The sequence below is a fragment of the Vibrio splendidus genome (genome assembly GCF_002873455.1).
GTDB classification, from domain to species: Bacteria; Pseudomonadota; Gammaproteobacteria; order Enterobacterales; family Vibrionaceae; genus Vibrio; species Vibrio splendidus_J.
On record NZ_MCUN01000007.1, the window covers coordinates 109,291 to 121,327 of the forward strand.

At 43.0% G+C, this 12,037-nt stretch carries 12 protein-coding genes; 7 read left to right on the forward strand and 5 right to left on the reverse strand.

Going from position 1 to position 12,037, the window contains the following annotated elements:
* Positions 1-84 precede the first annotated feature (84 nt).
* The 4 genes from BCU75_RS04845 (at position 85) to BCU75_RS04860 (ending at position 2,370) form a co-directional block, all read left to right on the forward strand.
* The gene (locus tag BCU75_RS04845) at positions 85-435 is read left to right on the forward strand and encodes a cupin domain-containing protein (RefSeq protein ID WP_076673486.1); all 351 of its coding nucleotides are present in this window, start codon (positions 85-87) and stop codon (positions 433-435) included.
* A gap of 170 nt (positions 436-605) precedes the next feature.
* Positions 606-1,085 (forward strand): lecithin retinol acyltransferase family protein, encoded by a 480-nt coding sequence (locus tag BCU75_RS04850; protein WP_102473089.1) that lies wholly within the window; start codon positions 606-608, stop codon positions 1,083-1,085.
* 85 nt (positions 1,086-1,170) lie between these two features.
* Entirely contained in the window at positions 1,171-1,941 is a 771-nt protein-coding gene (locus tag BCU75_RS04855; RefSeq protein WP_102473090.1) for an alpha/beta fold hydrolase, read from the forward strand.
* Between the two features lie 111 nt (positions 1,942-2,052).
* Positions 2,053-2,370: a heavy metal-binding domain-containing protein gene (locus BCU75_RS04860; RefSeq protein WP_102473091.1), complete on the forward strand. Its 318-nt coding sequence runs from the start codon at positions 2,053-2,055 to the stop codon at positions 2,368-2,370.
* 104 nt (positions 2,371-2,474) lie between these two features.
* Here BCU75_RS04860 and BCU75_RS04865 read toward each other — a convergent pair whose 3' ends face one another.
* Complete coding sequence (locus BCU75_RS04865; protein WP_076673496.1) at positions 2,475-2,873, reverse strand: hypothetical protein; 399 nt, start codon at positions 2,871-2,873, stop codon at positions 2,475-2,477.
* Positions 2,874-2,968: 95 nt separating this feature from the next.
* Entirely contained in the window at positions 2,969-4,540 is a 1,572-nt protein-coding gene (locus BCU75_RS04870) for an EAL domain-containing protein (RefSeq protein ID WP_102473092.1), read from the reverse strand.
* A 309-nt stretch (positions 4,541-4,849) separates the two neighbouring features.
* Here BCU75_RS04870 and BCU75_RS04875 point away from each other — a divergent pair, with 309 nt between their 5' ends.
* The 3 genes from BCU75_RS04875 to BCU75_RS04885 all read left to right on the forward strand — a co-directional run bounded on the left by BCU75_RS04875 (position 4,850) and on the right by BCU75_RS04885 (position 6,898).
* Positions 4,850-5,500: a hypothetical protein gene (locus BCU75_RS04875; RefSeq protein WP_102473276.1), complete on the forward strand. Its 651-nt coding sequence runs from the start codon at positions 4,850-4,852 to the stop codon at positions 5,498-5,500.
* Between the two features lie 35 nt (positions 5,501-5,535).
* Positions 5,536-5,985, forward strand: a complete 450-nt coding sequence (locus BCU75_RS04880) for a lysozyme inhibitor LprI family protein (RefSeq protein WP_102473093.1) — start codon at positions 5,536-5,538, stop codon at positions 5,983-5,985.
* A 121-nt stretch (positions 5,986-6,106) separates the two neighbouring features.
* Positions 6,107-6,898, forward strand: a complete 792-nt coding sequence (locus BCU75_RS04885) for a carbon-nitrogen hydrolase family protein (protein ID WP_076673504.1) — start codon at positions 6,107-6,109, stop codon at positions 6,896-6,898.
* 76 nt (positions 6,899-6,974) lie between these two features.
* Here the strand turns inward: BCU75_RS04885 and BCU75_RS04890 are convergent, their stop codons facing one another.
* The 3 genes from BCU75_RS04890 to rbsK form a co-directional block, all read right to left on the reverse strand.
* On the reverse strand, positions 6,975-9,437 hold the full coding sequence (locus BCU75_RS04890) for a CHASE3 domain-containing protein (RefSeq protein ID WP_102473094.1): 2,463 nt from the start codon (positions 9,435-9,437) through the stop codon (positions 6,975-6,977).
* A gap of 222 nt (positions 9,438-9,659) precedes the next feature.
* Positions 9,660-10,661 carry a substrate-binding domain-containing protein gene (locus tag BCU75_RS04895; protein WP_076673507.1) on the reverse strand — a complete coding sequence of 334 codons (1,002 nt, stop codon included), beginning with the start codon at positions 10,659-10,661 and terminating at the stop codon, positions 9,660-9,662.
* Between the two features lie 152 nt (positions 10,662-10,813).
* On the reverse strand, positions 10,814-11,758 hold the full coding sequence (gene rbsK, locus BCU75_RS04900) for a ribokinase (RefSeq protein ID WP_076673510.1): 945 nt from the start codon (positions 11,756-11,758) through the stop codon (positions 10,814-10,816).
* Between the last annotated feature and the right edge of the window lie 279 nt (positions 11,759-12,037).

Genomic DNA, 12,037 nt, shown 5'->3' on the forward strand with positions numbered 1-12,037 from the left:
TTCAACCATGCAGTGCCACTTCTTACCGTAGCGTTTTATTGTTTAACAGAATAGCGGAAACTAGTCAGAGAGATACAGAGAGTTATGATACGTAATTTTTATACTTGCGATAAAGAAACAGATGAAAGCAGTCATGATGGAGAGGGGTCGATAGACATCTATCGTGCGTTCAGGCGTAAAGACTTTGATGGTGCTTGGGATTTTGCCATCCGTGTTGTCATACCATCGGGAAGCTCTATGGGGGAGCATTCTCATGGAGACGATGAAGAAATGTATATTATTCTGAAAGGTGAAGGCACGATGATCATTGAAGGTGTCGAGACAAAAGTGACAGCGGGAGACATGATAGTAAATAAACGTTTTGGTACCCATGGCTTGGCTAATACGTCAAAAAATGACATTGAGTTGTTAATCATTCAAGCCAGCCTGAAGTAAAGCGTCAAGCTAGAAATGTTGGTACGGCCGCAGTGCCTAGTGTTTAAGGCGGTTTTAGTAGAGCTGATGTGGGTTGTTGCTATTTTTATAAAGTATTGGGATATGCAACCACTTGAAATTTAAAAAACATGCCTACATATCGATACCATCAACTAGATGTAGGGATACACATGTCAATTAAAAACCTGAATGCTGGCGATATTGTTGTCAGTAACTTTGGTGTTTATCAGCACTGGTCTTTGGTCTCGGACGTACTATGTGAGAAGGGGCTGCCTATGCTCATTTCTGCAACTCAGCGAAACGGCACAGTCCAAGAAGAAAGCTGGGATATAGTCACTAAGGGTGAGCATACTTACTTAATGGAAGTTACATACGACCGACCTGTGCCAGAGGTACTTGAAGTGGCACGTTCTCAAATTGGAAAGTGGAAATATTCTTTGACTGACAGAAATTGTGAGCATTTTGCTAAATGGGCTACGGGGTTAAAAATGTCTTCGACCCAAGTTGTCGCGGGCGCGACAGGTGCTGTTTTAGGCGCAAGTTTAGTTGGCTTATGCTCTGAAAATCCTAAGTTTGCTAAGTTCCTTGGTGGTGCCTTAGCTTTAGGTGGTTTAGCTGTTTTAGCGACCAAGGCTGTTGAGAAAAAATAACAATGCTTAGGTAATGATTCTACACGCTTGGCATTTTAACCATGCATAAGTTCAGTGTTGTGTTCAGTTGGTTTCAGAGGAATAAATGAAAGAGTTTAAGGTTAAGGTGAGCAACGCGATACTCAGGTATCATGATCTTCCCGGTTCGGAAGTGCCTATTATTTTTATACACGGTATTGGCTGTGCTTCCTCGTTTGATTATCCGGCCGTTGCGTCTAGTGATTGGTTGCTTCCTCATCGACGCATTCTTGTTGATTTATTAGGTTCTGGGTTTAGTGATAAACCTGAGGATTTCGATTACTCCATCGGTAGCCACGCGGCTTATCTTGAGGCGTTTATTCAATCTTTGGGTTTGGATAAGTTTGTTATCTATGGTCACAGCATGGGTGGCGCTGTGTCGGTTGTGTTGGCTGAAAAAGTTCAACCACAACTACAGGCTTTGGTGTTGAGTGAGGCTAACCTTGATTCAGGTGGCGGGTTCTTTAGCAAGAAGATTGCGAGCTACACCGAGCTTGAATATGCCAATCACGGTCACGCCCAGATAGTGCAACACAGCATCGATAACCAAAATACTCAATGGGCTGCCAGTTTAGCCGTGAATTCAGCGATAGGTATGCACAGGCAAGCCGTGTCCTTGATAGAAGGGCAGCGCCCGAGTTGGCGTGATAGGTTGTATTCTCTGAACGTAAACAGAACCTACCTATTTGGTAGTGAATCTTTGCCAAACAGCGATACCGAAGAACTGAGTAACCACGGTATAGTGATCACCGTTGTTTCTGATGCTGGGCATTCAATGGCGTGGGAAAACGCCGATGGGCTAGCTGAAGCTATTAAGCGAGCGATACCAACAACCTAATTAGTAATTCAAGTAGACATGGTGTGTCCGGTGTGATTAAGCACCACATAAGTGTGGCAGATCCTCGGTAGGAGGAACCCATATCATTCGTTATCTTCTAAAGGGAAAATTATGATTTTTACTACTACAGAAAGTGTTCCAAACCGTGAGATTGAGGCGATTTTGGGTGTTGTAACTGGAAATGTTGTTCAAACCAAACATGTTGGTCGAGACATTATGGCTGGTTTTAAAAGCCTTGTTGGTGGTGAACTAAAAGGCTATACCGAAATGCTTTCAGAGGCTAGGGATACGGCTATTCAACGTTTAGTGTCTGAAGCGACTGACTTAGGTGCTGATGCAATTGTGGGCATTCGCTTCTCTACTAGTGCAATAATGGACGGCTCGTCTGAAATCATGGCTTTCGGAACTGCGGTAAAGTTGAGAACATAACAAGCATTCAAGAGTAAAAACCGACACTTGGCATTTCTTTGGTGTTGAGTTAGTTGTTTTCATCTAGTAATTGAAATAGGGCGCCAATAACGGCGCCCTTTGTGTTAGTTGGCAACGCTGTAAGTGTCGTAGTCGCGCAGTAAGAAGAGTGCGATACAGGCTGCGAGCATTGGCCAAGAGGCAAAAAACAGTAGGTTATTGAACGGGTCCATGTATTTGCCAAAAGAGGCGAAAGTTGAACCTGCGTGTAGGACCAAAATGGCACCGTAGGTGTACTTTTTCCACATGCCTACAACGAATGCGCCTAAAAAGCCGAGTTGAGCGACACCCATAGCCATTATTGCGTTGTCCGAAATGTCGATGCCGTAAAAGCCAGACAGCACCTTTGTAGCGTGCTCTGGTACTAGTATCTTATCCAAGCCCCAGAACAAGAAGACGATAAAAATGCCAACTCTGAGCAGCAGTAGGCTCGTCGCCAATTTCGTTTGAAGTTTCTTTTCCATGATATTCCTTTTATGCACTCAACGATGCGATGAATTAAATGTCCCTCCAAGGAGACCCATCGTTTTCACATTTTCTTTCGTTGTTTTTGAGTGCCTTATGTAACAGGGAATGTCTGGTCGGTTTGCGCTTCAACGTTATCGGACTTAAGGTGCTGTTGCTTGAGTAAGCTGATGGTTAAGCTTATTGGCATTGGCTTATAAAAATAGAAGCCTTGGATATAGTCGACACCTAGCTTAGACAAGATTTTTACTTGTGATTCATACTCAACGCCTTCGACAATAACTTGCATGCCTAAGGTTTGAGATAGCTGAAGCATGGACTCTAGCAGAGGGATACCAAAGCTTGATTCGTCGGATATGTTTTGCACGAATACACGATCGATTTTTAGAATACTAAATGGGAATTGTCTTACAAAGTCTAAGCCTGCATAGCCCGTCCCAAAATCATCAATTGCGACTCTTACGCCCATGTTCGATAGCTTGGTCAGGTTGTCTTTAATCTTGAGCATATCGGCATCAGAACATTCACCATCCTCGGTTACTTCAAAGACCACCTGCTTGAGAATGTCTGGGTTCTTCTTGTATATATGACTCACCTTGCTCGCAAAGTTGCTATTTGAGAGCACATTCCGGCTTATGTTGACGCTGACATATCTTGATTGAAATAGGTGCTGGTTGTTGGTGAGCATGGCTAATACTTCACGTAAGACGAAGTACGTGAGGTCTTCTATTAATCCTAAGCTTTCTGCAAGAGGGATGAATATAGCGGGAGAGACGTTACCTTCAACTGGGTCATGCCACCTTAATAGTGACTCACAGCCGACTATTTCATGAGTATTATGGTTAACGATTGGCTGCAAGTGGACATGTAAGTGATCGTTTCTTAGTGCGTCAGATAATGAAGACTCTAAGCTTCTGTGGTTTTGTTTATTGTGCCTGATCGACACGGCGATAATTGTCGCGATTCCTGCAAATAGAAAACCGAACCAAGAGTAACGTAAGAGGTAATCAAAGTAATATTGATATCCGATATATGAGGTAACGGTTAGTGGGTATTTATCAGAATCAATGACTATTTTCTTTAAATATACCCTTTCGTTTGGTGAGGATATATTTTTATCAATTACTTTCACTTCTGATTCGATACCAAAATTGGAAAGGTTTCGATTTACTATGTCGTACAAGAAATGAGGAGGGATCATTAAGCTAATTCCTGCATTATCTTCGTTAGAAGAAATGAGCATGATGGAATTGACTTTAGTGATCGCAGCATTGGTATAAGACAACGTGGTCATGTTTGGGTCGGAATTCAAGCGCTCTCTGATGGATTTAAAGACGCGGAACGACACGTTACCTTTTGTTGTTGAACAATAAAATCGGTCATTTTTATTAAATAGCGCTGCTTCTTTAATCCAGTCGGTATCAAAAACCGTTTGTCTAAGCTGAGTAACCACGGACTCGCATGATTGCCCATGCTCAACTTCAGTCAAAAAGTAATCGAATTGAGATTGAATGTGCCTCAGTTTTTGCTCTAGTTGTTTGGATGAGTCTTCAGTCAGCGTCTGGTAATGAAAAGGCGTAAACGGAATGAGCATTGCCATTGATATACAAAAAGAAACGACGAAGCATAGCGATGTTTTAGCAATATTCGGGTAATTGATATCCATAATTGGAAGAAGACTACCGATCTAAGTGAGCATTCGATTTAATTTATAAATTTAACGATAATAACGCAAGCCTATGCATAAATATTGTGAATGAAATCATGAGTTATTTATTGAAACTGAGTGTTTTATGGTCGTACTATAAAAATCATAACGTTACAGATACCTTTAGCGTTAAATGTGACGTTTTTTTGTTCAGTATTTTAGACTTTTGATGGAGCGCATTACTGTATGTTTTTATCATCAGGTTCTGATCTGTACTTTTGTAATAACGTGAATCAAGTAGGCTAGATGGTAATGACAATAAAGTTAATATGGATATTATTACGTGTTTTAATTGCGTATCTGATGATTGCTCCTACCTACGCAATTCTGATTTTAACTAATACAGCCGCGCCTCGTTTTTTAGATACCACACCAGAGGTGTTAGCTTGGGTTTCATGTTTTCTTCTTGTGATTGGGTATGTACTGATCAGGTGTTCTAAAACGAGAGACGCGGGGAAATTATTATCCCTTAGTGTGTTGGGGGCGGTAGTATTAATAATGTATATAGACGAGCGTTATTGGATTTTTGAAGTCAGTATCAACGCATGGACTTTGTTTTTGGCCGCTCTGTATTTGATTATGCTTTTGTATTTTATTGTTCCAGTTAAGCAACTTAAGCCGTTACTGAGTTTAGTGCCTGTTGCTAGCATGTCGTGGTTTTTAGTTTGGAGCTTCGTGGAACCAATAAGCTTAACGTATGAGTTGATTAGTAATAAAGCCACCATTCCCATTGAGAACTATCAAAAGGTAATCGATTTACTCCCCGAGGTGTACTTGAGTGGTTTTCAGTCAGGTTTGTTTTCAATGTTTCTTCTGATTTGGTTGTATGCTTTTGTTATTCTTTTGCATAACCCTAAACGTACTTATCAGAAATTTGCCACCTACTTAACTAAGATTCGTAATGCGCGGCATTTATAAGTCCCTATATGCGTTTGCCGATTTTGGAGAAGAAAATGAAAAAGTTATTATCTATCGGCTTATTAGCCTGTTTGTCATTGAGCGCATCTGTATCTGCATCCGATGATGCTGTTGATGCTGTAGTCGATTGCGAAAATGCAATGAATACCATCGAGATCAATCAATGTGCCGCAATTGAGTTGGAATCTGCCCAAGCGGAACTCGATAAATACCTTAACGCGAGCTTTGAGCACAATGCTTATGATGAAGAGTTGGTGAGCTCAATGAAGGTGGCTCAGGAGAGCTGGCAAGCTTACATGACAGCACATTGTGACTCGGTGTATACCCAGTGGCGTGACGGTTCAATTCGAGGCCTTATGGCGCTTTCTTGCAAAACGAAGCTGACTAAACAAAGAACGCATGAGGTGTGGGAGAACTTCTTAACCTACATGGACAGCACACCTCCTGTTTTACCTGAGCCCAAGCTGCTGAAGTCGATGAACTGAGTGCTTATGAGAGTGTGCACTCGCTTCAACCTTTGATGTGCGAATAACAAAGCGATAGGGGATTGCCTTAGTCTGTCGTTCTTAGTATCAAGCTGAAGTGTTACTCAGTAAGGATTCAATTGTGAATAATGTCAGCATTACCCTCATTCAGCTTGAAGTTGAATATAAAAACAAACCAAAGAACATTGCGTTGGTCTCTGAGCTTTTAGAAGCCGAGACGACAGTAGGGGATATTACTTTATTGCCTGAGCTGTTCACTACTGGGTACATTTTTAACGATGCCGCAGAAATTCATGAACTTAGCGAAGACTTCAATAACAGCCCGACAATTGATTCGTTAACTCTGCTTGCAGCGAAACACCAAACCCTGATTGTTGCTGGTATTGCAGAGAAAGACCAAAGTCAATATTACAATAGCGTTGTGGTTGTAGATGCTTCCGGTTTACGTCATCAATACAGAAAGATCAGCCAAACGAAATTCGACAAAGAATATTTTTCTAGAGGAAGTGAACTTCTTACTTTTGAACACAAAGGTTTGAAGTTCGGCGTCGCGATTTGCTTTGATATCTGGTTCCCAGAGATCATGAGGGCGTATCAGTCGGTCGACGTTATTCTCCATCCCGCGAATTTTGGTGGTCATCATAGCTTTGCCATTGCCCAAGCAAGAGCTTTGGAAGAAGGGTGCCATATCGTCACTTGTAATCGTGTTGGGCAAGATGTGGTAGATGCCTTTACCGCAACGTATTGCGGTAGTAGCAGAACTTATTCACCTAAGGGAGAGTTAGTGCTTCAACTTAGTGAGCATCAGTCTGTTGAAACGATAGAGATTCAAGATCTGTCTATCGCGCCTCAATACAACGGAGTTGATGTGTTAGACGAAATGCAGCAGATAGCTTCAGTGTTGAATCATTAGAAATGATTAGCTGAACGACATAAGATCGAGAAGCGCAAGGTGATTAAACCTGCGCTTTGGTTTAGGCGTGAAATTTTTAAGTTTTATCATTCATTTGATTCAGACGCTCGAATGAATTGGCAGTTTTCATCCGCTGAGCTTGATGAATGTTGACCATGAGTCGATTGAGCAGCTTTTGCAGCAGTTCAATATCAGGCAGTTGTTGGTCTTTTGCTTGCACTTCTAGCTCTAATGCCTGCTTAGAAAGCATGTTAAGACCTAAGTTTAGGGACATGCCTTTGATGGAGTGCAAAGTGCGACTTAGTGGCTCCAACTCCTTCGTTAGGTAGTATTCGATGACTCGATCAACAGACTGTTCGAACTCAATAATGGTTGAATCGATAAGCAAACTGAAGCCTTCTGCGTCATCTTTAAGTATGTGTATCACTTCTGAATGGCTTAACTCTTCTTCTGTTAACCTTAACGTCTCAATGGGCTTGCGGTGAAGTTCGATGATGTTTTCGCTATGGCTCAGGCCTTCGGCGGTATCTGTTTGCTTAGGCAGCCTGCTCGAAAATTGTTGTAGAGCGTCAAAGAAGCTCTCTTGTTGTAGAGGTTTGGTCAGAACATGGTCGACACCTGCATGAATAAAGTTGTCATGTGCTTCGCGAAACACATCGGCGGTGTAGGCGAATATTAAGGTTCTGAGTTTTAGCTTCTCGCGAATGTATTGTGTTGTCTCGACCCCATTCATTTCAGGCATGTGATTGTCCATCAAAATAAGATCATACTGAGTGGTTTTGAGGCGCTCAATTGCTAGTTTTCCATTCTCTGCATGCTCAACATGATGGCCAAGCTTTTCACAGAACCCTTGTGCAACGATCGCATTAATACGATTGTCTTCCACCAATAGAATGCTCAAGGAGTCGCAAGTCAGATTTTCTGTGTTGGTTATTGGTGTGACGACATCCTCTGTTTTTCCTTCTTGCCAAGCGATAGGGAGAGAAACTTGAAACTTTGTGCCAAGCCCAACAGCGCTCGTGAGTGTTATTTCACCATTCATTAGGTTGACTAGATTCTTAACGATTGCTGGGCCAAGCCCTGTCCCGCCAAATTTTCTTGTGGTTGAAGTGTCAGCTTGTTCAAACGAATTAAAGACTTGCTCGTGCTTGTCCTTTGGAATGCCAATACCCGTGTCTGTTACTGTGAGAGTGAGTTGATTGTTTGATCGGTTGAGTTCGGCTTGAATGACGACGTGTCCTTCTTTGGTGAACTTGGTCGCATTGCCACCCAAGTTGAACATGATCTGACGTAATCTTGCACAGTCCCCGATCAGTTGGATGTTCTTGGGTATGTTATTTTCGATTATCAAGCGAATGCCTTTCTCATCGGCCAAGGGTTTTAGCGCGCTACGAACAGGTTGTATTACTTGGATAAAATTAAACGGTGCAAAGTCTAACTCAAGCTTATTTTCTTCCACTTTCGAGAAGTCTAATATGTCGTTAAGTATCGTCATTAAATGATGACCAGAATCGAGAATGAGATTAATGTTCTCTTTTGTTTCAGGTTCTTGGGTTTGGCTTGCAATGATTTGAGAGATACCAAGCACTCCATTCATTGGCGTTCGAATCTCGTGACTCATGGTGGATAGAAACTCGCCCTTAGCTTTTACCGCTGCTTCTGCTTTGGTTCGTTCTTCGACTAACTCCTGATTTTTTACTCGCATTTCATTGTCATTTTTGACGAGGTTTGTTGTCATTTTTTGAAAGCTTTGTGTGAGATGAGCCACTTCGTCTTGGGTGTCTGTATTTGAACCAAGTTCGAGAGTCGCAGCTCCTTGATTCAAATGACCTGCGGCAACTTGGTTCGCTGCTTGGAGTAGAGTGTGTAATCGTCGTTTAATTCGTTTTGATGACCACGTAGCGACGAGCAGCGAGATAAACACTGAAAATAGTGTACCGAGAATGAGTACATAACTTGTTTGATTCGCGGAACTTTCTGACTTGTCGGCTCTGATTCTGATAAGAGATTGTTCAATTTCAATGAATTGGGCAATTTCTTGACGGATCTTATCAATCAGTTTTTTACCGGTTTGCTGCTGAGTGAGATAGACAACACTTTGCATTTCAGCTTCACCTCTATTCACAAGGTTGCGCTGCATGATATCTCTTTCACCTGACTCTTTTAGCCATGTGTTGTGGATATCATTAATTCGATTAAGGCGTTCTACTTGAAGTGGGTTATCACTCACTTGGTCCGTAAGGGTTTGGACTTTTTGGGGCCATACATCAAGCGCTAAGTTGTAAGGCTCTAAAAAAACGAGGTCACCAGTGATCAGATAACCACGCTGAGCCGTTTCCATGTTTACTGTTAAGCTGAGAAGTTCTTGAGCCCGAGCTATGGCTTTGTGTGTATGAACTACCCAATTATTGTCTTTCACAATGTTTCGGGTGTTTTCATGAACAGAAAAAGCAACGATGAGCATTAAAGCGATAGGAATAAAAAAGCTCACTAACAGCTTTCTCTGTAGGGATATATTGTCAAACCAACCCGCGATCATAAAACAGCGCTCTCCATGTCGATGTCATTCCACTGTTAGTGTAGATGACAATGAGTGGTCAAGTGAGTAAATAGTTGCTGAGTGCATAAGTGCATATTTTTAACGTGTGGGTTTTGTATATTAAGGGCTTTGGAGGAGGAGTAAGTGCAGCCGCTATGTGCCAAATGCCAAAAAGCTAGCTGAATAGGCTAGCTTTTAACCGTGTTATGGGCAGGTTGCACACTAAATCGCTTTTACGCTGTTTCGCTCGACAAGAGTCGGTTCAAGTTCAACGACTTGCGGGTGGGCGTCTGGCGTTTGTAGTCGGCTTAACAAGGTATCGACGGCCGCTTTGCCTAAACGGTGTTTTGGCTGGTGGACCGTGCTTAACGCGGGTGTCATGTACTTAGACAAGTGAATATCATCGTAGCCAATGATAGACAGGTCATTTGGAATCAATGTGCCATCTTGAGCTGCAGCGTGAATCACACCCATCGCCATCATGTCGTTACTGACAAACAAGGCCGAAGGCATTTGACCACGGGCTTTTAATGATTGGTAAGAATCAAAGCCTCCATCGCATTCGAAGTTTGACTCGACAATCCATTTAGGATTGATCTCCAAGTTCGCTTCTTCCATTGCTTGCTTATAGCCTTGATAGCGAGACGAAGCTTGGTTGCGATGCAGTGGGCCAGTAATACAGCCAATATCCGAGTGGCCATTATCGATCAAGTGTTTGGTCGCCATGTAGCCACCTTGATGCGAGTTGTCTTGGATCTTATCACTCGCGAACAACATTGGGCCCCAGTCCATTACCACGACAGGCAACTCTGGGTAGCGATCGAACACGTCGATATGCTGCCCTTCAAGGGTTGAGCACATCAGCATTAAGCCATCGACACGCTTTTGTAGCAAAGTATCGATAGACGATTTCATGCGTTCGCTATCGCCTTCGGTGTTGCACAGGATGAGGTTGTAGCCTTTTTCGTAGCAACGACGCTCAACACCTTTCACTACTTCACCAAAGAATGGGTTGGTAGAGGTGGTAACTAGCATGCCCAAGGTTTTGGTTTGCTTCATTTTTAAGCTGCGAGCTAATGCAGACGGTGCATAGTTGAGTTCTTTAGCCGCACTGTTAACACGCTCAGCGATCTCTTCACTGACAAAGCGTGATTTGTTGATCACGTGGCTCACGGTAGACGTTGAAACCTTTGCTAGCCGTGCGACGTCTTTCATTGTTGCCATATAAAATCCTTGTGGGAATTACTTTTCCACGTTGGGCGATATTTTGCCTGAAAACAGGGGCTTATGCTTGTTATTTGTTGTTGCCGAATTTGAAGGTTAACATCCGTTAACTACGGTTTAGCGCAGAAGTTAAGCCTTCAAATAGGTATCAACTAAGCAGACAGTTGCTCTAATAAAAATGCATCGGTTTCAGCACGGCTTGGAATCGACGTTTGAGCACCAAAGCGAGTCACTGAAATAGCTGCGGCAGCGTGAGCAAACTTAATTGCGCGCTCGAGTGGCATGTCTTCAAGCAGGCCAGTGACTAATGCGCCATTGAAGGTATCGCCTGCTGCGGTTGTATCAGTCGCTTCAACGCGGAAACCTGCAATTAATTCACCTTTACTAGCTTCATCACCTTGACCTCCATGACTAACCCAAACGCCTTTAGCGCCTAGTGTGATCATCACCGTTTCGATGCCTTTAGCATGCAGAGCCAACGCAGCTTGATGAGCAGATGCGTTGTCAGTAACGGTAATGCCTGTCAGCACTTCTGCTTCGGTTTCGTTTGGTGTAATCACATCAACGCAAGCCAATAATGTATCTGATAGTGGACGAGCAGGGGCCGGGTTAAGAATAACTTGAGTGCCACTCTCTTTGGCTATTTTTGCTGCGTATTCAATGCCTTCAATCGGAGTTTCAAGTTGAGTCAGCAAGTATTTAGCACTGCGAATCTTCTCTAGGTGTGGTTCGATTTGATCGCAAGTCAGCTTGTTGTTGGCTTCAGCAGAAAGGCAAATACTGTTTTCACCTGTTGCGGATACTTGGATCATCGCGATGCCTGTAGGTGTGTTGTCTGCAACGATAACGCCGTCGATGTTGATGCCATCTTTGGCGAAGTCTTGACGAATATTGATGCCGAATGGGTCGTCACCAACACACGCGATAAAGCCGATGTCTGCGTTTAATCGCGCTGCGGCTACTGCCTGGTTTGCGCCTTTACCGCCAGGGATGACCTGATAGTTACCGCCAATCAGGGTTTCACCCGGACGAGGGAACGAAGGAACTTGCAATACGTGGTCAGCGTTAACGCTTCCTAAAACAATCAGTTGAGTCATGATACGAGCCTTATGATATATCGTATTTGAAAATGCATGGGTCTTTCTCATTACGTGAATTCTTATTACGTTCAGTCTTGTTACGTAAATTCTTCTTACGTAAATTCTTATTGCGTAAAACTGCACGCCTCGCTAGACGGCGGTATGAGAAACAGCGATGCACTATCGGAGTTTGGAAAATAAGGCAGGGGAATAGGGAACCCCCTGCCTGTGTGTCGCTTTATTTACTAACCATTCTTGCTTTAATTAACAGATATGGGTTTCGATTACTGATTTTGA